The organism is Pseudomonas sp. R1-43-08, assembly GCF_003852255.1.
GTDB lineage: Bacteria > Pseudomonadota > Gammaproteobacteria > Pseudomonadales > Pseudomonadaceae > Aquipseudomonas.
The window spans coordinates 5054347-5075382 of the sequence record NZ_CP027734.1; the positions used below are offsets into that span (position 1 = coordinate 5054347).

19 protein-coding genes and 1 pseudogene are annotated in these 21036 nt (G+C 60.3%); 14 read left to right on the top strand and 6 right to left on the bottom strand.

The window, feature by feature from the left end; genetic code table 11:
- Positions 1–52: 52 nt before the first annotated feature.
- Positions 53–1027 (top strand): alpha/beta hydrolase family protein, encoded by a 975-nt coding sequence (locus C4J87_RS23295; RefSeq protein WP_124368552.1) that lies wholly within the window; start codon positions 53–55, stop codon positions 1025–1027.
- A 143-nt stretch (positions 1028–1170) separates the two neighbouring features.
- On the opposite strand, the gene C4J87_RS23300 is transcribed toward C4J87_RS23295, so the two are convergent.
- The 3 genes from C4J87_RS23300 to C4J87_RS23310 are packed head-to-tail and all read right to left on the bottom strand — an operon-like array spanning position 1171 to position 3636.
- Positions 1171–1938, bottom strand: a complete 768-nt coding sequence (locus tag C4J87_RS23300) for a TerB family tellurite resistance protein (protein ID WP_124368553.1) — start codon at positions 1936–1938, stop codon at positions 1171–1173.
- A 1-nt stretch (position 1939) separates the two neighbouring features.
- Positions 1940–2614, bottom strand: coding sequence for an N-acetylmuramate alpha-1-phosphate uridylyltransferase MurU (gene murU, locus C4J87_RS23305; protein ID WP_124368554.1), 675 nt, complete (start codon positions 2612–2614; stop codon positions 1940–1942).
- Positions 2611–3636, bottom strand: coding sequence for an aminoglycoside phosphotransferase family protein (locus tag C4J87_RS23310; RefSeq protein WP_124368555.1), 1026 nt, complete (start codon positions 3634–3636; stop codon positions 2611–2613). The genes murU and C4J87_RS23310 overlap by 4 nt, the downstream gene beginning before the upstream one ends.
- Before the next feature lie 130 nt (positions 3637–3766).
- Here C4J87_RS23310 and C4J87_RS23315 point away from each other — a divergent pair, with 130 nt between their 5' ends.
- The 11 genes and pseudogenes from C4J87_RS23315 (at position 3767) to C4J87_RS23365 (ending at position 17867) form a co-directional block, all read left to right on the top strand.
- Positions 3767–6541 (top strand): LPS-assembly protein LptD, encoded by a 2775-nt coding sequence (locus tag C4J87_RS23315; RefSeq protein ID WP_124368556.1) that lies wholly within the window; start codon positions 3767–3769, stop codon positions 6539–6541.
- Positions 6522–7856, top strand: a complete 1335-nt coding sequence (locus tag C4J87_RS23320) for a peptidylprolyl isomerase (RefSeq protein WP_124365212.1) — start codon at positions 6522–6524, stop codon at positions 7854–7856. The genes C4J87_RS23315 and C4J87_RS23320 overlap by 20 nt, the downstream gene beginning before the upstream one ends.
- Positions 7853–8842, top strand: a complete 990-nt coding sequence (pdxA, locus tag C4J87_RS23325) for a 4-hydroxythreonine-4-phosphate dehydrogenase PdxA (protein WP_124368557.1) — start codon at positions 7853–7855, stop codon at positions 8840–8842. The genes C4J87_RS23320 and pdxA overlap by 4 nt, the downstream gene beginning before the upstream one ends.
- The gene (rsmA, locus tag C4J87_RS23330) at positions 8839–9651 is read left to right on the top strand and encodes a 16S rRNA (adenine(1518)-N(6)/adenine(1519)-N(6))-dimethyltransferase RsmA (RefSeq protein WP_124368558.1); all 813 of its coding nucleotides are present in this window, start codon (positions 8839–8841) and stop codon (positions 9649–9651) included. Before pdxA ends, rsmA begins: the two co-directional genes overlap by 4 nt.
- Before the next feature lie 195 nt (positions 9652–9846).
- Positions 9847–10227 (top strand): Co2+/Mg2+ efflux protein ApaG, encoded by a 381-nt coding sequence (gene apaG, locus C4J87_RS23335; protein WP_124364650.1) that lies wholly within the window; start codon positions 9847–9849, stop codon positions 10225–10227.
- A complete protein-coding gene (locus C4J87_RS23340; RefSeq protein WP_124368559.1) occupies positions 10227–11078 on the top strand; it encodes a symmetrical bis(5'-nucleosyl)-tetraphosphatase in 852 nt (283 codons plus the stop codon). Before apaG ends, C4J87_RS23340 begins: the two co-directional genes overlap by 1 nt.
- A gap of 9 nt (positions 11079–11087) precedes the next feature.
- Positions 11088–11416, top strand: a pseudogene (glpE, locus tag C4J87_RS23345) (thiosulfate sulfurtransferase GlpE).
- A 285-nt stretch (positions 11417–11701) separates the two neighbouring features.
- Complete coding sequence (locus tag C4J87_RS23350) at positions 11702–13624, top strand: PrkA family serine protein kinase (protein ID WP_124368560.1); 1923 nt, start codon at positions 11702–11704, stop codon at positions 13622–13624.
- Positions 13625–13737: 113 nt separating this feature from the next.
- Entirely contained in the window at positions 13738–15009 is a 1272-nt protein-coding gene (locus C4J87_RS23355) for a YeaH/YhbH family protein (protein ID WP_124368561.1), read from the top strand.
- Positions 15006–16571 (top strand): SpoVR family protein, encoded by a 1566-nt coding sequence (locus C4J87_RS23360; protein WP_124364655.1) that lies wholly within the window; start codon positions 15006–15008, stop codon positions 16569–16571. Before C4J87_RS23355 ends, C4J87_RS23360 begins: the two co-directional genes overlap by 4 nt.
- A gap of 63 nt (positions 16572–16634) precedes the next feature.
- Positions 16635–17867: a multifunctional CCA addition/repair protein gene (locus tag C4J87_RS23365; RefSeq protein ID WP_124368562.1), complete on the top strand. Its 1233-nt coding sequence runs from the start codon at positions 16635–16637 to the stop codon at positions 17865–17867.
- A 54-nt stretch (positions 17868–17921) separates the two neighbouring features.
- Here the strand turns inward: C4J87_RS23365 and folK are convergent, their stop codons facing one another.
- Both folK and folB read right to left on the bottom strand, forming a co-directional pair.
- Positions 17922–18440, bottom strand: coding sequence for a 2-amino-4-hydroxy-6-hydroxymethyldihydropteridine diphosphokinase (folK, locus tag C4J87_RS23370; RefSeq protein WP_124368563.1), 519 nt, complete (start codon positions 18438–18440; stop codon positions 17922–17924).
- Positions 18431–18784: a dihydroneopterin aldolase gene (folB, locus tag C4J87_RS23375; protein ID WP_124368564.1), complete on the bottom strand. Its 354-nt coding sequence runs from the start codon at positions 18782–18784 to the stop codon at positions 18431–18433. Before folB ends, folK begins: the two co-directional genes overlap by 10 nt.
- 74 nt (positions 18785–18858) lie before the next feature.
- Here folB and plsY point away from each other — a divergent pair, with 74 nt between their 5' ends.
- Complete coding sequence (gene plsY / locus C4J87_RS23380; RefSeq protein WP_124368565.1) at positions 18859–19428, top strand: glycerol-3-phosphate 1-O-acyltransferase PlsY; 570 nt, start codon at positions 18859–18861, stop codon at positions 19426–19428.
- A 19-nt stretch (positions 19429–19447) separates the two neighbouring features.
- Here the strand turns inward: plsY and tsaD are convergent, their stop codons facing one another.
- Complete coding sequence (gene tsaD / locus C4J87_RS23385) at positions 19448–20473, bottom strand: tRNA (adenosine(37)-N6)-threonylcarbamoyltransferase complex transferase subunit TsaD (RefSeq protein ID WP_124364659.1); 1026 nt, start codon at positions 20471–20473, stop codon at positions 19448–19450.
- Between the two features lie 202 nt (positions 20474–20675).
- On the opposite strand from tsaD, the gene rpsU reads away from it, so the two are divergent.
- Entirely contained in the window at positions 20676–20891 is a 216-nt protein-coding gene (gene rpsU, locus C4J87_RS23390; RefSeq protein ID WP_002551877.1) for a 30S ribosomal protein S21, read from the top strand.
- Positions 20892–21036: the final 145 nt, after the last annotated feature.

A 21036-nucleotide genomic window follows, 5' to 3' on the forward strand; every position in this document is an offset into this window, starting at 1 on the left:
ATACTGATCAACCCATTAGGCTGCTGGAATCATTTCTGGCCGGGATTTAACGATGCCACCTCGAAACCGTTCGGCACTGCCAGCATTGTGCCTGTCGCTGCTATTTACCAGCGCCTTTTCTGTCCAGGCCGCCGACGCGCCAGCGCCCGCCGCCGAAACACCCGTCGAGCGCCAGCCCTTGGTCGAGCGCAGCCAGGCAGAAGCCAGCGCCCTCGAACGCCAGGTCGCGCAACAGGAACAACAACAATTGCAGGCCGGCAGCGATACGTTCCTGGCCCTGTGGAAGCCCGCCAACAGCGCCGAACCCCAGGGCGTGGTGATTATCGTGCCAGGCGCCGGCGAAAATGCGGATTGGCCGCAAGCAATCGGTCCGCTGCGCAGTAAATTGCCGAACGCTGCCTGGGGCACCCTCAGCCTGTCATTGCCGGACGTCAATCTGGACACCTTGCCGCCACGCGTCATCGAACCGCCCAAAGCGGCGGTCGACACCAGCAGCAAAGACGGCAGCACGGTCGCCAAGCCGGTCGAACAGGCCGCCAGCGCAGAAGCCGAAGGCACTGACCCGGCGGTGGTACCGGGCGCGGATGAACAGGACAAGACCGATGCCAAACGCATCTTCGACCGGATCGACGCCGCCGTCGCGTTCGCCCAGACCCAGGGCGCCCGCAGTGTGGTATTGCTCGGTCATGGCACCGGCGCATGGTGGGCCGCGCGTTATCTGAGCGAGAAACAGCCTGCCCAGGTGCAGAAGCTGGTGATGGTGGCCGGAAAGACACCCGCCGCGCGTCAACCGGACCTGCAGCAATTGGCGCCAGCGTTGAAACTGCCTACGGCGGATGTGTTCTATCAAGACGGCGCCCAGGACGGCAAAAACGCTTTGGCCCGTAGCCAGGCGGCCAAACGCGGCAAAAATGAGGGCTACAAGCAGGTGCAGCTCAAGGCGTTGCCCGGCAACAGCGCCGCCGAGCAAGAACAGCTGTACCGGCGCGTTCGCGGCTGGTTGAGCCCGCAGGCCAGCAAAGGCTGAACACAGTGTCCGCCAATGCCACGAAACAATGTGGGAGGGGGCTTGCTCCCGATAGCAGTGTGTCAGTCAGTACATTTGATACTGATACACCGCTATCGGGAGCAAGCCCCCTCCCACATTGGATCGGTGTCAGGGCAATCGCCTCAGCGAAAGTCGCGCCGCTCGCGAATCAACGCATAGGCGTTATGCAGCTCACGGGTTCGCTCGGTCGCCTCGCGCACCTGCGCGGGGCTGGCGCCACTGCCGGCGATCTTGTCTGGGTGGTGGCGGCTGAGCAGGCGGCGATAGGCCCGCTTGATCACCGAAGGCTCGGCGGTGGCAGTCACCCCCAGAAGCCGCAACGCGTCCTGATAAGCCCCGCTACGATTGACCAATGGCTTGCGCGCCGGCGCGTAATCGGACGCCAGGGCCCGGACCTGTTGCGGCGTCCAGCCCAGCCATTTACCCCACAGCTCGATCAGGTCGCGCTCGGCATCATCCGCCCGGCCGTCCGCCCAGGCCATGCGCCAGCAGGCCCGTAAAACGCCCTCGGCGGCATGGGGTTGTGCCTTGAGCACGCGCAGATAACTGCGCACCCGGTCGCTGCCGGACTTGCCACGGTTAAACGCCAGGATGGCTCGGCGCTGGGCCGACTCGGTCATCTCCAGTGCGCGCATTTCCTGGCGCGCCTGCTGGATATGCCCGTCCACGATCCGGCCGTTACTTTTGGCCAGGCGCCCCAGCAGCACGAACAGCAACTCGTCGTTGCGCAACGCGGGGCGCCCGCCAAGACGTTCGCGCAACTGCGCCCAGCTGTGCAACTGCAGGCGCCGGTCCAGCGCCTGTCCCAGCAATGCACCCAACAAAGCCCCCGGAATACTGGCAATCGCAAAGCCAGCCCCGGCGCCGATCAGCGTCCCTGGCCACAACATCCTACGGCCTCGCTGTCAGCAAGGTTTCGACCTGCGCCAGACGCTCAAGCGTTCCGACATCAACCCAGCGTCCCTTCATGTGTTCACCCGTTACCAGACCTTTGTCCATCGCCGCCCGCAACAGCGGCGCCAGCTTGAAGGCACCCGCACTGCAGCCCGCGAACAACTGGGGGTCGAGCACGGAAATGCCACTGAAGGTCAGGTTATCGGCACCGGGCGCCGCATCATGAAGCAACCCGTCGTTCAAGTAGAAGTCGCCACCGGAGGGGTGATGCGCCGGGTTGTCGACCATCACCAGGTGAGCCAGGCCTTGGAGCGGTCGCTTCAACTGGCTGAAGTCGTAGTCGGTCCAGATATCACCGTTGACCACCAGAAACGGCGCATCCCCCAGCAACGACAACGCCTTGAAGATCCCACCGCCGGTTTCCAGCGGCTCGCCTTCGGCCGAATAGCGGATACGCAGGCCGAATTGGGCACCGTCGCCCAAGTAGCTTTCGATCTGTTCGCCGAGCCAGGCATGGTTGATCACGATCTCGGTGAAGCCGGCCTTGGCCAGCGCTTCAAGGTGATATTCGATCAGCCGCTTGCCGCCCGCCTGCACCAGCGGCTTGGGCGTATGCAGCGTCAGCGGGCGCATGCGCTCACCCTTGCCGGCCGCCAGGATCATCGCTTTCATACGCAGGCCTCGGCCGGTTGGCGCAGGCTGGCGAGCAGCTCGCCCAGGTCACTCAACTCCGGTCGGTCGGCGAGCACCGCTTCTATATAGGCAAAGAAGCGCGGCACATCCGCCAGGTAGCGTGGCTTGCCATCACGGTGGCAAATCCGCGAGAAGATACCGATGACCTTGAGGTGACGCTGCACGCCCATCAGGTCGCTGGCGCGCAGGAATTCTTCAAACTCGGCCTGCACGGGGATCCCCAACTGCCCGGCGCGCTCCCAATAGCCACGCTGCCACTCCCGCACGCGAGCCTGGGGCCAACTGAGGAAGGCGTCCTTGAACAGGCAGGTAATGTCGTAGGTCACCGGGCCGTAGACCGCGTCCTGGAAATCCAGCACGCCGGGGCTGGGCTCGCTGATCATCAGGTTGCGCGGCATATAGTCGCGGTGTACCAGCACTTTGGGCTGCGCCAGGGCGCTGTCGATCAGCTGTTCGCTGGCGCGCTGCCAGAGGGCCTGTTGCTGAGCATCCAGCTCGATACCCAAGTGCCGGCGTATGTACCATTCAGGAAACAATTCGAGCTCGCGGCGCAGCAACGCCACGTCATAGCTGGGCAACGGCGCGTCCATCGGCAACTGCTGGAACGCCAGCAACGCATCGATGGCGTCGGCAAACAATTGATCGGCGTTTTGTTCGTCAATCACGTCCAGGTAGGTGTTTCGGCCCAGGTCATTGAGCAAAAGAAAGCCACGCGGCAAATCTTCCGCATAAATTTTTGGCACGTTAATTCCCGATTTCGCGAGCAAATGCGCGATATCGACGAAAGGTTTGCAGTTTTCCTGAGGCGGTGGCGCATCCATCACGACGAATGTATACGCCCCACCCTCCCAGCGGAAGTAACGCCTGAAACTCGCGTCGCTGCTGGCCGCAGTCAATGTGGCCGGGGGTACGGCGCCCCAGTCCTGGGCGTTGAAGAGGATCGGCAACTGCTCATCCAGCCAGACTTCCAGCTGTTGTAAACGTAGATCGTGCTCGGGCATTACAAGGGTCTCCGACGGCGCTAGCCGTCAAGCGGGGCATGCTTTATTATCACGCATCTTTTTCAGACCATCGAGAGGCGTGCGGCCCAAACCGCGGGCAGATGGCACGCAGGAAGCCCGGACTAATAAGATGGCATTGAAATCCCCCGCGTTTCGTAGAAAATTTCCGTTGCTGGTAACCGGCAGTCTGCTGGCCTTGCAACCCTTCGCCACCTCATTCGTGGTCGCCGCGGAACAGTATGACTGCTCAGTCTCTGCTTCGGGTGCCTGGGACTGCGCGCCGAAAACCGCCGCCGCCCCATTGCCACCGCGCCCGGTGCATGACGGCTCTGCCGTCAGCTCGGCCAACAGCACGCCGCAAGGCGAGGCTGGCGGCAGCGTCGACGCCGAGCCCAAGACCATGCTGGTCACCGAAGCCAAGGGCCGTGGGCTGCGTTCGCGCAGCAAAGACTACAGCCACCTGGACTGGGTGCCTCGCGAGAAGCTGACCGCAGCGCAGCTGGCCGAAACCGGCCCTTACTGCGGCGGCGCCTACATCGAGCCGACTCGTCCTGGCATGAACGACAAGACGGACAAGAGCGATGCGCCGACCTTCATCGGTGCCAAGGCCTCTCGTTACGAGCAGGAACAGCAGGTCGCGACACTGGCCGGTGACGTCGTCATGCGCCAGGGCAGCATGCAGCTCGAATCCGAGGAAGCCAGCCTGTATCAGGCCGAGAACCGTGGCGAGCTGAACGGCAACGTGCGCCTGCGCGACAACGGCGCGCTGATCGTGGGCGACCATGCCCAGGTCCAGCTCGATACCGGCGCCGCCCAGATCGACAACGCCGAATACGTGATGCACAAGTCGCGTATCCGCGGTAACGCGCTCTACGCCAAGCGTGCCGAGAACGCGATCATCCGTCTCAAGGACGGTACGTACACCACCTGCGAGCCGGACAGCAACGCCTGGCAGCTCAAGGGCAACAACATCACGTTGAACCCGGCCACCGGTTTCGGTACGGCCACCAACGCGACGTTGCGGGTCAAGAACATCCCGATCCTGTACACCCCTTACATCTATTTCCCGATTGACGACCGTCGTCAGTCCGGCTTCCTGCCGCCGAGCTTCAGCACCGGCAGTGAAACTGGCTTTACGCTGGTGACGCCGTACTACTTCAACCTGGCACCGAACTACGACGCCACGTTGTACCCGCAATACATGACCAAGCGCGGCATGTTGATGGAAGGCGAATTCCGCTACCTCACCAAGTCCAGCGAAGGGCAGTTTGGTGGGGCGTACCTCAACGACGACAACGACGAGCGAAAGAACCAGACCGATTACGAAAAAACCCGCTATATGCTCAATTGGCAGCATAAGGGTGGGTTGGATTCGCGTCTGACGTCGCAGGTGGATTACACCCGGATCAGCGATCCTTACTACTTCCAGGATTTGAGGTCGTATGAGGAAGGCGTTGAAAGCCAGGATGCTCTGAACCAGCAGGGTTCCCTGACGTATCGAGGCGACTCTTATCAGGCCCGCTTGAATGTCCAGTCCTATCAATTGGCGACGATCACTCAGATCACACCCTATGATCGGTTGCCGCAGCTCACCCTGAATGGCCAATTACCATTTCATCCGGGTGGCCTGGACTTCAGCTATGAAACTGAAGCCGTTCGCTTTGATCGGGATCTGGAGAACGGTAACTTTACCGATGAAAACGGACTGGTCACGCGTCGACTCGATACCAACGTTACCGGCCTGACCCGTGCAAACGGGACGCGCCTGAACCTGGCGCCGGCTGTTTCGTATCCGATGAACTGGTCTTACGGCTTCTTGACGCCGAAGTTGAAGTACGTTTACACCAAGTACGATCTTGATCTTGATAGTACTGGCAAGTCGCAATTGCCGGCTGGCCAGCCATTTGAGAGTTCGCAAGATCGCGCCGTCCCTATCGCGAGTGTCGACGGCGGCCTGTACTTCGACCGTAAAACCAATTGGTTCGGCAAGGACTACAACCAGACCCTCGAACCTCGTGCGTTCTACCTTTACGTACCGAATAAAGACCAAACCGAGATCCCTGTTTTCGATACCAGCGAAAACTCGTTCAGCTACTCTTCGCTGTTCCGTGATAACCGCTTCAGCGGCTCCGACCGCATCGGTGACGAAAACAAACTGTCCTTTGGCCTTACCAGCCGCTGGATCGAAGAAAATGGTTTCGAACGCCAACGTGCTTCCATTGGCCAGGCGGTGTACTTCAAGGATCGTGAAGTTCAATTGCCAGGCATCGACGCCAAAACGCGTGATGACGCGCACTCGAACGTTTCGCCAATTGCGCTGGAATACGAGTTCCGCTTCAACCGCGACTGGCGCGCCACGGCCGATTACAACTGGGACACCGAAAGCCATAGCCCTCGTTCCGGCAGCGCGATGTTCCACTACCAGCCGGAAGACAACCCGAACAAGGTCGTTAACCTCGGCTACCGCTATCGCAATGACCAGGTTGTCTACAACCAGCTGACCGGCAAATGGCAGTTTGGTGGCGACTTCGGCCAGGAAGGTGATCCGAACTTCGTGAAGGATTACTACAAAATCCAGCAACACGACTTCTCGATGATGTGGCCGATCATTCCGCAGTGGAACCTGATCACTCGCTGGCAGTATGACTATGCCCGCAACCGTACGCTTGAAGCCTTCGGTGGCTTCGAATACGACAACTGCTGCTGGAAGCTTCGTGTCATCAACCGTTACTGGGTTTCCAACGACGAATACACGCAGATCGCCCCTCAGAACGAAAAGGGTGACCACGGGCTCTTCTTCCAGATTGTCCTCAAAGGACTCGGCGGCCTGACCGGCGCCAAGGTAGAGAGCTTCCTCGACAAAGGCATTGAAGGTTATCGTGAACGTGAAGACAAAGCTTTCTGAGTGCTTGCGCCCGCTCGTGCTGGGCGCGCTGTTCCTGGGTGCCGCCTCGGCGCATGCCGCGGTGCAACAGCTGGATAAAGTCGCAGCCATCGTCGATAACGACGTGATCATGCAGAGCCAACTGGACCAACGGGTCAAGGAAGTTCAGCAAACCATCGCCAAGCGTGGCGGTGGTGTGCCGCCGACCAGCGTCCTGGAGCCCCAGGTGCTGGAACGCCTGATCGTGGAAAACCTGCAACTGCAGATCGGCGAGCGCTCCGGCATTCGTATTTCCGACGAAGAGCTGAATCAGGCCGTCGGCACCATCGCTCAACGCAACAATATGAGCATCGATCAGTTCCGCGCGGCCCTGGCCCACGACGGCCTGTCCTATGAGGACGCACGTGACCAGATCAAGCGTGAAATGATCATCAGCCGTGTACGCCAGCGTCGCGTAGCCGAACGGGTGCAGGTGTCGGAGCAGGAAGTGAAAAACTTCCTGGCCTCGGACCTGGGCAAGATGCAGCTTTCCGAAGAGCTGCACCTGGCCAATATCCTCATCCCAACACCCGACAGCGCCAATGCCGAGCAGCTCAATGCGGCCGCAGCCAAAACCCAGGCTATCTATGATCGCCTCAAGGCCGGCGCTGATTTCGCCCAGATGGCGATTGCCCAGTCCGGCAGCGACAACGCGCTCGACGGTGGTGACATGGGCTGGCGTAAAGCCGCTCAACTACCACCGCCGTTCGACCGCGAGCTGAGTGCGATGAACGTGGGTGACATTACCCAACCGGCACGTACCCCGGGCGGTTTCATCATCCTCAAGCTGCTGGCCAAGCGCGGCGGCGAGACCTCGCTGAAAGACGAAGTACACGTTCGTCACATTCTGGTCAAACCAAGCGAAATCCGTACCGAGGCACAAACCAAGGAACTGGCCCAGAAGATCTATGACCGCATCGAAAGCGGTGAAGACTTCGCCACCCTGGCCAAGAGCTTTTCGGAAGACCCGGGTTCTGCCCTCAACGGCGGCGACCTGAACTGGATCGACCCGAAAGCCCTGGTGCCCGAGTTCCAGCAGGTGATGGCCGATACTCCGCAAGGCGTACTCTCCAAGCCGTTCAAGACCCAATACGGCTGGCATGTGCTGGAAGTCCTTGGCCGTCGCGCCACCGACAACACCAACCAGGCCCGCGAACAGCAAGCCCTGACCGTACTGCGTAACCGCAAGTACGACGAAGAGCTGCAAACCTGGTTGCGTCAGATCCGTGACGAAGCCTACGTAGAAAACAAGCTGCCAGGCGCCGAGCAAACAGGCACCGACCAGGCAACCCAGTGAAACCCCAGCGTTTCGCGGTAACACCCGGCGAGCCGGCCGGCATTGGTCCAGACCTGTGCCTGCTGCTCGCCTCGCAACCCCAGCCATACCCCCTGATTGCCATTACCAGCCGCGACCTGCTCCTTGAGCGGGCCGCGCAACTGGGTGTGGCTGTCAACCTGCTGAGCGTCGCACCGGGCAACTGGCCCGACCTGCCGGCGTCGGCGGGCAGCCTGTATGTGTGGGACACGCCCCTGCAAGCCAAGGTCATCGCCGGGCAACTGGACAAGGCCAATGCGGCCTTCGTGCTGGAAACCCTGACCCGCGCCGGCCAAGGCTGCATCGACGGCGACTTCGCCGGCATGATCACCGCGCCCGTCCATAAAGGCGTGATCAACGAATCCGGTATCGCCTTTTCCGGCCATACCGAATTCCTGGCTGAACTCACACACACCGAACAAGTCGTGATGATGCTGGCCACCCGGGGTCTTCGCGTCGCGCTGGTCACCACGCACCTGCCGCTGCGCGACATCGCCGACGCCATCACCGCCGAGCGCATAGAACGCGTCACACGCATCCTGCACGCCGACCTGCAACACAAATTCGGCATTGCCCAACCGCGTATCCTGGTCTGCGGGCTCAACCCCCACGCCGGTGAAGGCGGGCATTTGGGCCGTGAAGAAATCGACATCATTGAACCGACATTAGAGCGTCTGCGCCAAGAAGGCATGGACCTGCGTGGCCCATTGCCTGCCGACACTCTGTTTACCCCCAAATATCTGGAGCACTGCGACGCAGTGCTGGCGATGTACCATGACCAGGGGCTGCCCGTGCTGAAATACAAAGGCTTCGGCGCCGCAGTCAACGTGACACTGGGCCTGCCGATCATCCGCACCTCCGTCGACCATGGCACTGCCCTGGACCTGGCAGGCAGCGGCAAGATCGATACCGGCAGCCTGCACGTGGCCCTGGAAACCGCCTATCAGATGGCCGAGACCCGTATATGACTGAGCATTACCAACACCGGGCGCGCAAGCGCTTCGGGCAAAACTTCCTGCACGACGCTGGCGTAATTGACCGTATCCTGCGCTCCATCCACGCCAAGCCCGAAGACCGCCTGCTGGAAATTGGCCCAGGCCAGGGCGCATTGACCCAGGGCCTGCTGGCCAGCGGCGGCCAACTGGACGTGGTTGAGCTGGACAAGGACCTGATCCCGATTCTCAACCAGCAGTTTGCCGACAAGCCCAACTTCAATCTGCATCAGGGCGATGCGCTGAAGTTCGACTTCAATACGCTCAATGCTGCGCCCAGCAGCCTGCGTGTGGTCGGTAACCTGCCATACAACATCTCCACCCCGCTGATTTTCCACCTGCTGAACAACGCCGGGATCATCCGCGACATGCACTTCATGCTGCAAAAAGAAGTGGTGGAGCGCTTGGCCGCCGGGCCGGGTGGCGGTGATTGGGGTCGCCTGTCGATCATGGTCCAGTACCATTGCCGCGTGGAACATCTGTTCAACGTCGGCCCGGGCGCATTCAACCCGCCGCCGAAGGTCGACTCGGCCATCGTGCGCCTGGTGCCCCATGCCGTGCTGCCGCACCCGGCCAAGGACCACAAATTGCTTGAGCGCGTCGTGCGTGAAGCGTTCAACCAACGCCGCAAGACCCTGCGCAACACGCTCAAGGCCCTGTTGAGCAACGCCGAAATCGAAGCGGCCGGCGTCGACGGCAGCCTGCGCCCCGAGCAACTGGACCTGGCCGCGTTCGTGCGCCTGGCCGACCAGCTGGCGATTCAGCCTGCTCCGACAGAAGGGTAAGGTTCAACGCGATCCAATGTGGGAGGGGGCTTGCTCCCGATAGGGGAGTATCAGTGGATAAATTTCAACTGACACACCGCTATCGGGAGCAAGCCCCCTCCCACATTTGGATCACATATCTGGCCTAGTGCCCACCTCTTGGCCTAGACTGGCCCGCATCAGCTGTCCTGCGCATCTGCTTTTAAGGCCTCTTGCATGTCCGATCCTCGCTACCAGATCGACGTCAGCGTCGTTACCCGCTTCCTGGCGGACCAATCCCAACCTGAACACAACCGCTTTGCCTTTGCCTACACCATCACGGTGAAAAACAACGGGCTGGTGCCGGCCAAGCTGCTGTCGCGCCATTGGGTGATCACCGACGGTGATGGTCAGGTCGAAGAAGTACGCGGCGCGGGTGTTGTCGGCCAGCAACCGTTGATCGACATCGGCGCCAGCCATACCTACAGCAGCGGCACGGTGATGACCTCCAAAGTCGGCACCATGCAAGGCACCTATCAAATGAAAGCTACCGACGGCAAGCTGTTCGACGCGATCATCAAGCCGTTCCGCCTCGCCGTACCCGGAGCCCTGCACTGATGGCAACGTATGCGGTCGGTGACCTGCAAGGCTGCCTGGAGCCCCTCAAGTGCCTGCTCGATCGCGTCACGTTCGACCCGGCAACCGATCGCCTGTGGCTGGTCGGCGATCTGGTCAACCGTGGTCCGCAGTCGCTGGAAACCTTGCGCTACCTCTATAACCTGCGTGATTCGCTGGTGTGCGTGCTGGGCAACCATGACCTGCACCTGCTCGCGGCCGGCCACAACATCGAGCGCCTGAAAAAAGGCGACACGCTGCGGGAAATCCTCGAAGCGCCGGACCGGGCCGAGTTGCTGGAATGGGTGCGCCGACAAAAGCTCATGCATTACGACGAGGCCCGCAACATCGCCATGGTCCATGCTGGCATCCCACCGCAATGGACGTTGAAAAAAGCCCTCAAGTGCGCAGCCGAAGTCGAAAGCGCCCTGGGCGATGACAACCTCTACACCGCCTACCTCGACGGCATGTATGGCAACGAGCCGATGAAGTGGGACAGCGACCTCAGCGGCGTTGCCCGCCTGAGGGTGATCACCAACTACTTCACGCGCATGCGCTTCTGCACGGCCGAGGGCCGACTGGACCTCAAGAGCAAGGAAGGCGCCGATACCGCGCTGCCTGGCTATAAACCCTGGTTTGCGCACAAGGAACGCAAAACTCGTGACACGAAAATCATCTTCGGTCATTGGGCCGCCCTAGAAGGCAAATGCGAAGAACCTGGCGTGTTCGCCCTCGACACCGGCTGCGTGTGGGGTGGTGCCATGACCCTGATGAACATCGACACCGGCGAGCGCATCAGCTGCCAGTGTGAACCCCCCGCAACCAATACACAGACGGCCGCCGCCAAGCCCTAGGAGCCCGCCATGACAGAATTCAAACGTATTCCCCCGAACAAGCCCAAGCCCTGCGCGAACAAGGCGCTGTGGTCGTCGATATCCGTGACCAGCCTACGTATGCCGCTGCGCACATTGCCGGCGCCCAGCATCTGGACAACGTCAACATCGCCGACTTCATCCGCGCCGCCGACCTCGACGCGCCGCTGATCGTTGCGTGCTACCACGGCAACTCCAGCCAGAGCGCAGCGGCCTATCTGGTCAGCCAGGGTTTCTCCGACGTCTACAGCCTGGACGGCGGCTTTGAGCTGTGGCGTGCGACCTATCCTGCGGAAATATCTTCAGGCGATTCGCAATAATTTTTTTCACACCCCGCTACCCCGCGTGACGCTTGGGCTTGCGCCGTTTCTGACGAACGGCGCGGCCAAACTAATTGCGCATCTCGCCTTGACCTCCCCGATTCCGAACTATCCTTAAGCGCAGGCCATCCAAATCAGGGGAGAGCCGGTACACCGGCGTGCGGGTCATCGGTAGCGTTTCAGGGTGTTCTGGGGGGAAAACAGCTATTGGCGAACGTCAATGACTGCCAGCATCGACTGATTGATCCGGCGTCGGCTCCACGTATCGAGCGAGGTGACGACGTCATGAGTATCTTTAGCCACTTCCAACAACGTTTCGCGTCCACACAGGAGGAGGAACTCACGCTTCAAGAGTACCTCGAACTGTGCAAACAGGACCGCAGTACCTATGCGTCTGCCGCCGAACGCCTGCTGCTGGCAATCGGCGAGCCGCAGCTGGTGGAAACCGCCAACAACTCGCGGCTGTCGCGAATATTCTCCAACAAGGTGATCCGCCGCTATCCGGCCTTTGAAGACTTCCACGGCATGGAAGAATGCATCGACCAGATCGTCTCCTACTTCCGCCATGCTGCCCAAGGCCTGGAGGAGAAGAAACAGATCCTCTACCTGCTCGGCCCCGTCGGCGGCGGCAAGTCGTCCCTGGCCGAAAAACTCAAGCAACTGATCGAAAAGGTGCCCTTCTACGCGATCAAGGGCTCGCCGGTGTTCGAGTCGCCCCTGGGCCTGTTCAACGCCACCGAAGACGGCGCCATCCTCGAAGAAGACTTTGGCATCCCTCGGCGCTATCTCAATACCATCATGTCGCCCTGGGCCACCAAGCGCCTGTCCGAATTCGGTGGCGATATCAGCCAGTTCCGCGTGGTCAAGCTCTACCCGTCGATCCTCAACCAGATCGGCGTCGCCAAGACTGAACCGGGCGACGAGAACAACCAGGACATCTCCGCACTGGTGGGCAAGGTCGATATCCGCAAACTGGAAGAATTCCCACAGAACGACGCCGATGCCTACAGCTACTCGGGCGCGCTGTGCCGGGCCAACCAGGGCCTGATGGAATTCGTGGAGATGTTCAAGGCGCCGATCAAGGTGCTGCACCCACTGCTCACGGCCACGCAAGAAGGTAACTACAACAGTACCGAAGGCCTGGGCGCGATTCCGTTCACCGGGATCCTGCTGGCTCACTCCAACGAATCGGAGTGGCACACCTTCCGCAACAACAAGAACAACGAAGCCTTCATCGACCGTATCTACATCGTCAAGGTGCCTTACTGCCTGCGGGTCAGCGATGAAATCAAGATCTACGACAAACTGCTGTTCAACAGTTCCCTGGCCAAGGCGCATTGCGCACCCGACACCCTGAAGATGCTCGCCCAGTTCACCGTGCTGTCGCGCCTCAAGGAGCCGGAGAACTCGAATATCTACTCGAAAATGCGCGTGTACGATGGGGAAAACCTCAAGGACACCGATCCCAAGGCCAAATCGATTCAGGAATACCGCGACACGGCGGGCGTCGATGAAGGCATGAACGGCCTGTCGACGCGCTTCGCGTTCAAGATCCTCTCCAAGGTCTTCAATTTCGACCCTCACGAGATCGCCGCCAACCCGGTGCATTTGCTGTACGTGCTGGAGCAGCAGATCGAACAGGAACAATTCCAGGCCGAAACCCGCGAGCGCTATCTGCGCTTCCTCAAGGAATACCTGGCGCCGCGCTACATCGAATTCATCGGCAAGGAAATCCAGACCGCCTACCTGGAGTCCTACAGCGAGTACGGCCAGAACATTTTCGACCGCTACGTGCTGTACGCCGACTTCTGGATTCAGGACCAGGAATACCGCGACCCGGAAACCGGCGAAATCCTCAACCGCGTGGCACTCAACGAGGAGCTGGAGAAAATCGAGAAACCCGCCGGCATCAGCAATCCGAAGGATTTCCGCAACGAAATCGTCAACTTCGTGCTGCGCGCCCGCGCCAACAACAACGGCAAGAACCCAACCTGGCTCAGCTACGAGAAGCTGCGGGTGGTGATCGAGAAGAAAATGTTCTCCAACACCGAGGATCTGCTGCCGGTTATCAGCTTCAACGCCAAGGCGAGCAAGGAGGATCAGCAGAAACACAACGACTTCGTCACACGAATGGTCGAGCGCGGCTACACCGACAAACAGGTACGACTGCTCTCCGAGTGGTACCTGCGGGTGCGCAAATCGCAGTAAGGCAGCGACAGGCGGCCACTGCCAGGCATCCGACCTGGCAGTCGACCGCTTGTCCCTAAGCTTCCAGCTCGCGGCTTGAAGCTTGTAACGTGAAGCTGCCCGGAGGGCTCCCCATGAGCTATGTGATCGACCGACGCCTCAATGGCAAGAACAAGAGCACGGTAAACCGCCAGCGTTTCCTGCGGCGTTACCGTGACCACATCAAAAAGGCCGTTGAAGAGGCCGTCAGCCGCCGCTCCATCACCGACATGGAACATGGCGAACAAATCAGCATTCCCGGACGGGACATCGACGAACCCGTGCTGCACCATGGCCGGGGCGGTAAGCAAACCGTGGTGCATCCGGGCAACAAGGAGTTCACCACGGGTGACCACATTCAGCGCCCGCAAGGTGGCGGTGGGGGCAAGGGCGCGGGCAAGGCCGGTAACTCCGGCGAGGGCATGGACGAGTTCGTGTTCCAGATCACCCAGGAAGAATTTCTCGAGTTCATGTTCGAGGACCTGGAACTGCCCAACCTGGTCAAACGCAACCTGACCGGCACCGACACGTTCAAAACCGTGCGTGCGGGTATCAGCAACGAAGGCAACCCGTCCCGTATCAACATCATCCGCACCCTGCGCTCAGCCCACGCCCGGCGTATCGCCCTGTCGGGGAGCAGCCGTGCAAAATTGAAGCAGGCCAAGGAAGAGCTGGAGCGCCTGAGGCGCGAAGAACCGGACAATTTCGGCGATATCCAGGAAATAGAGGCAGAAATCGAGAAGCTCAGCGCGCGCATTCATCGTGTGCCGTTCCTCGATACCTTTGACTTGAAATACAACCTGCTGGTCAAGCAGCCCAACCCGAGTTCCAAGGCCGTGATGTTCTGCCTGATGGACGTGTCCGGCTCCATGACCCAGGCTACCAAGGATATCGCCAAGCGCTTCTTTATCTTGCTGTACCTGTTCCTGAAGCGGAACTACGACAAGATCGAGGTGGTGTTCATCCGCCATCACACCAGCGCCCGGGAAGTGGACGAAGAGGAGTTCTTCTATTCCCGCGAAACCGGCGGCACCATCGTCTCCAGCGCCCTGAAGCTGATGCAGGAAATCATGGCCGAGCGCTACCCGGTCAATGAGTGGAATATCTACGCGGCCCAGGCGTCCGACGGGGACAACTGGAACGATGACTCGCCGATCTGCCGCGACATCCTGATCAACCAGATCATGCCTTTCGTGCAGTACTACACCTACGTCGAAATTACCCCCCGTGAGCACCAGGCGCTATGGTTCGAATACGAGCGCATCGGCGAAGCCTTTGCCGATACGTTCGCCCAACAGCAACTGGTCTCGGCCGGCGATATCTATCCGGTCTTCCGTGAACTCTTCCAGCGCAGGTTAGTGTCATGACCGCCAAAAAAGAGCATAAGCGCCAACCTATTTCCACCGGGTCCGAGTGGACCTTTGAACTGATCCAGGCCTATGACCGGGAAATCAGCCGCATCGCGGCGGGTTATGCCCTGGACACTTACCCCAATCAGATCGAAGTGATCACCGCCGAACAGATGATGGACGCCTACGCCTCCGTCGGTATGCCGCTGGGCTATCACCATTGGTCCTACGGCAAACACTTTCTCAGCACCGAAAAGTCCTACACCCGCGGCCAGATGGGCCTGGCCTACGAGATCGTGATCAACTCCGACCCGTGCATCGCTTACCTGATGGAAGAAAACACCATCTGCATGCAGGCGTTGGTGGTGGCCCACGCATGCTACGGGCATAACAGCTTTTTCAAGGGCAACTACCTGTTCCGCACCTGGACCGATGCCAGTTCGATCATCGATTACCTGGTGTTCGCCAAGCAGTACATCATGCAATGCGAGGAGCGCCACGGCATCGACGCGGTGGAAGACCTGCTCGACTCCTGCCACGCGTTGATGAACTACGGCGTTGACCGTTACAAACGTCCCTATCCGATTTCGGCCGAAGAAGAACGCCTGCGCCAGAAGGAACGTGAGGAACACTTGCAGAAACAGATCAACGATCTGTGGCGCACCATTCCAAAGCGCGCCGGCAAGAACAGCGACAAGGACAATGCACGCTTCCCCGCCGAACCTCAGGAAAACATCCTGTATTTTCTGGAAAAACATGCGCCACTGCTGGAGCCATGGCAACGCGAAATCGTGCGCATTGTGCGCAAGATCGCCCAGTACTTTTATCCCCAGCGCCAGACCCAGGTGATGAACGAGGGCTGGGCGACGTTCTGGCACTACACGCTGATGAACGACCTGTACGACGAAGGCCTGGTCACCGACGGGTTCATGATGGAATTCCTCACCTCCCACACCAGTGTGGTGTTCCAGCCCGGTTTCGATAGCCCGTACTACAACGGCATCAATCCCTATGCGCTGGGCTTTGCGATGTATCGGGACATCCGGCGCATGTGCGAACACCCCACCGAGGAGGACCGTCGCTGGTTCCCGGAAATCGCTGGCAGCGACTGGCTCTCTACCATCAAGTTCGCCATGAGCAGTTTCAAGGACGAGAGCTTCATCCTGCAGTACCTGTCTCCCCAGGTGATTCGCGACCTCAAGCTGTTCAGCATCATGGATGACGACCTCAAGGACGACCTGGTAGTGCCCGCTATTCATGACGAACCCGGCTACCGGACTATCCGCGAGACCTTGGCGGCGCAATACAACCTGGGCAACCGCGAGCCCAACGTACAGATCTACAGCATCGACGTGCGGGGTGACCGCTCGCTGACCTTGCGTCACCAGCAGCACGACCGCAAACCCTTGGGCGAATCCACCGAGGAGGTGCTCAAGCACCTGCATCGGCTGTGGGGCTTCGATATCCACTTGGAAACCCTGCAGGGCGACCAGGTGGTGAAAACCCACCATGTTCCACCGCGCAGCGATCATAACGACACCGACTACGGCCGCCTGGACCTGGCCGTCGTGCATCTCTGAAACGGCAAAGCCTCCATTGGCCCGGCACAGACGGTATCCTGTGCCGCTAATGGAGGCTTTTTCATGAAAATCTACAAAGTCGGCGGTGCCGTGCGTGATCGCCTGCTGGGCATCGAGGTCACCGATATCGATCGCGTCGTCGTTGGCGCCACCATCGAAGAGATGCAGGCCAAAGGCTTCAAGCCGGTCGGCGCTGACTTCCCAGTGTTCCTGGACCCGAAAAACGGCGATGAATACGCCCTCGCCCGCACCGAGCGCAAAAGTGGCAGGGGCTACGGCGGCTTCGTGTTTCACGCCAGCCCCGACGTCACGCTGGAAGAAGACCTGGTTCGTCGCGACCTGACCATCAATGCCATGGCCGAAGATGATGAGGGCAATCTGACCGACCCCTACCACGGCCAACGCGACCTGGACGCGCGTGTTTTACGTCACGTTTCGCCCGCGTTCGCCGAAGATCCCCTGCGAGTGCTGCGGGTTGCGCGGTTTGCCGCTCGCTATGCGCACCTCGGATTCACCGTGGCCCCTGAAACCTTGGCACTGATGCGTCAGCTCAGCGAATCCGGCGAGCTGGAGGCGCTGACGCCAGAGCGCAGCTGGAAGGAAATTTACCGGGCATTGATGGAAGACCAGCCTCAGGTGTTTATCCAAGTGCTGCGTGACTGCCATGCGCTGAAAACCTTGATGCCGGAAGTGGATGCGCTGTTTGGCGTACCGCAGCCCGAAGCCCATCATCCCGAGATAGACACCGGCGTGCACACCCTGAGCGTGCTGGAACAGGCTGCTGTGCACAAACAACCGCTGACCGTACGCTGGGCCTGCTTGCTGCATGACCTGGGCAAAGGGCTGACGCCTGTGGATAAGTTGCCGCAGCACATTGCCCACGAACACCGGGGCTTGAAGCTGATCAAGGCAGTTAATGAACGTTTCAAAGTGCCAAAGGATTGCCAGGAGCTGGCGCTGCTGGTGGGCCAATATCACACCCACGGGCATCGAGCCTTGGAGCTGAAGGCGTCGACACTATTGGAGTTGCTGCAAAGTTTTGACGTCTACCGTCGACCGCAACGCTTCGAGGAATTCGTGGTCGCCTGCGAGATGGACGCGCGGGGCCGCAAGGGTCTTGAACAGCGCAGTTATCCACAGGCGGATTATTTGCGGGGGGCGGCGAAGGCTGCGCGCGAGGTGGCGGCGGCGCCCTTGCTGGAAAAAGGCTTCAAAGGCCCGGAGCTGGGCGAGGCGCTCAAGCGTGAACGGCTTAACGCCCTAAAAGCCTACAAGGAACGCCAAAGTTCACTGTAAAAACCTGAGAAGCGCTGCGTTATCGTTCACGCTCTTCGCGAGCAAGCTCGGCTCCTACAGAAGCACATCTGCCGTGAGTGGCCGGCCCCGCCACTCAAACGCCACAGGCGCGAGCACCTGATCGATCTGCGCATCGCGCCACAGCGCAGCCATGGTCTTGCCCGCTTCAGGATGCACACGATCCGGCGCCATCATCGACAGCGGCCAGAGCACAAAAGCGTTTTTCAGGATCTCTGCCCGCGGCAGGATCAAACCGTCGAAATTGCCCACCAGATCGCCATACAGCAGCACGTCGATATCCAGGGGCAGCCCTTTACGATCTGGCGCATAGCGGCCATTGTCGGCCTCGATGGATTTCAACCGACGGTCCAGGTCCATCAATGACAGGTCGGTCCAGGCCGAGACCACCAGATTGAAGAACGGCCCGCTCTTGATACCCACCGGCTGGCTTTCGAACACCGCCGAACAGCGCATGTCCGTCAAAAAGCTCGCCAGCGCATCGAGTCCCGCACGTAAATTGAGCTCGCGCTCGATATTACTGCCCAGGCCAAGGTAAACCTGAGTCAGCGACATCCGCGCTCGATCTCCACGCCCACGCCTTTGGCCGCTGGGACGGCACCTGGCTTGGTCAATTTGAGGTGCAGCCAGGGAATCTGGAATTCACTCATCAACACTTCGGCCAGGCGTTCGGCGAAGGTTTCCACCAATTGGTAGTGGGATTGCTCGGCAAAGGCCTGGATACGCGCGGACACGCTGGCATAATCCAGTGCCAGGGCCAGGTCGTCACCGGCGGCGGCCGGACGGTTATCCCAGGCAAAGCTCAGGTCCAGGCGCAGGCATTGACGGATTCCGCGCTCCCAGTCGTAGGCTCCGATCACGGTGTCGACTTCCAGGCCTTCGATAAACACTCTGTCCAAGCACTCTTCTCCGCAGCACGACAAGGGCGCGATGCCCCGTTAGAATCAGGGCGTCCTCGCCCGGAATAGTTAGCATGTTTTGGTCACTGGCGATTCTCGCCTACCTGCTCGGCTCGCTGTCCTTTGCCATTTTGCTCAGCCGCCTGACGGGAAGTCCCGATCCGCGAATGAGTGGCTCAGGCAATGCCGGCGCCACCAATATGTTGCGCCTGGCCGGCAAGAAACTCGCCGTACTGACGCTGCTGGGCGACATCTGCAAGGGCCTGCTGCCCGTACTGCTCGCCAGCCTCGTCGGCCTTACCCTGCAACAGCAGGCCTGGGTGGGCGTATGCGCCGTCCTGGGCCATCTGTTTCCCCTGTACTTCCGCTTTCGCGGCGGCAAAGGCGTCGCCACGGCGGCCGGCATGCTGCTGGGGATCTACCCGCCGGCAGCCTTGCTGGCGGTGCTCGCCTGGCTGCTGACGTTCTACCTGACCCGCACCAGCTCGCTGGCTGCGCTGATCGCCACACCGCTCACCCTGCCCTTGCTGGCCTGGCAAGCACCGGCGGCGCTGCTGCCGATGAGCGTGGTGACACTGCTGATCGTCTGGCGCCACCGCGGCAATCTACGCGACCTGTTTGCCGGGCGCGAACGGCATTTCTAACGGGCGTCCAGGCTAACCCTTACAGCGGTGACAACTGCTCCATCGGCCAACGCGCCTGCACGCTGATCGCCAGGCTCTCATGCTGCCCGGCCTGCAGGCGTTGACAGCCAGCGTAGGCGATCATGGCGCCATTGTCGGTGCAGAACTCTGGGCGCGCATAGAACACGTCGCCGTTCATCTCACCGAGCATTTTCTCCAACGCGCTGCGCAAAGCCTTGTTGGCACTGACGCCGCCAGCAATCACCAGGCGCTTCATGCCTGCCTGCTTCAGGGCGCGCTTGCACTTGATGGTCAAAGTCTCCACCACGGCCTGCTGGAACGCCAGCGCGATGTCGCAACGGGCTTGCTCGCCGTCGTCTCCGGCGCTGACGCTCTGCTGCCAGGTATTCAACGCCGAGGTTTTCAAGCCGCTGAAGCTGAACATCAGCCCCGGGCGATCGCACATCGGCCGTGGGAAGGTGTAACGACCGGCCACGCCTTTTTCGGCAAGACGGGCAATTTCCGGACCGCCGGGATAATTGAGCCCCATCATCTTCGCGGTCTTGTCGAATGCTTCGCCTGCGGCGTCGTCCAGCGACTCGCCCAACAGCGTGTATTGGCCGATGCCGTCGACCTGAACCAGCTGCGTATGCCCCCCCGAAACCAACAAAGCGACGAACGGGAACGCTGGCGGTGTTTTTTCCAGCATCGGTGCCAGCAAATGCCCTTCCATGTGGTGCACACCGAGGGCCGGAATCCCCCAGGCAAACGCCAGCGCCTGGGCACAGGAAGCCCCAACCAGAAGGGCTCCGACCAATCCTGGGCCTGCGGTATAGGCAATCGCGTCGATCTCGGTCGGCACGCAGCCGGCCTCATCCAACACCTGGCGAATCAACGGCAGCATGCGTTTGACGTGATCACGGCTGGCAAGCTCCGGCACCACGCCGCCATAGGCACGGTGCAGGTCGATCTGACTGAACAGTGCATCGGCCAAAAGCCCGCGTTCACTGTCGTAAAGTGCGACACCGGTTTCGTCGCAGGAGGTTTCAAGTCCCAGTACTAGCATGGGTTTGCGCCTTGTAGAGGCTGAATTCGAAGGCGCGCATAATAGTCGCCACTCCCCCTCCCGACTAGCGGTTTTCGATCAGAGGCTTTGCATTCCTGCCAATGAGGGGTTAACATCCGCAACCCTTAAAAACCGACGACCTCAGCCGCGAATTTTTTGCGACGAGAACGTTGATCCCGGTAATGAAAGAAGGTAGCTCTGGATGCCAGCCGTCAAAGTAAAAGAGAACGAACCCTTCGACGTAGCTCTGCGTCGTTTCAAGCGCTCCTGCGAAAAAGCCGGTGTTCTGGCTGAAGTTCGTAGCCGCGAATTTTATGAGAAGCCAACTTCTGAGCGTAAGCGTAAGGCAGCAGCCGCTGTTAAGCGTCACGCCAAGAAAGTTCAGCGCGAACAGCGCCGCGCCGTTCGTCTGTACTAATACACAGACGTTCGTAGCAAGCTTCTGCCAAGCCCGGCCCTCAGCCGGGCTGTTGGCATTTTGCGGATATCGCTTGATGCTTCATCGTCGACGCCGCACACGCGACCGAGACACTGCTTCACACGTCAGGACTGGCTCTTTTGCC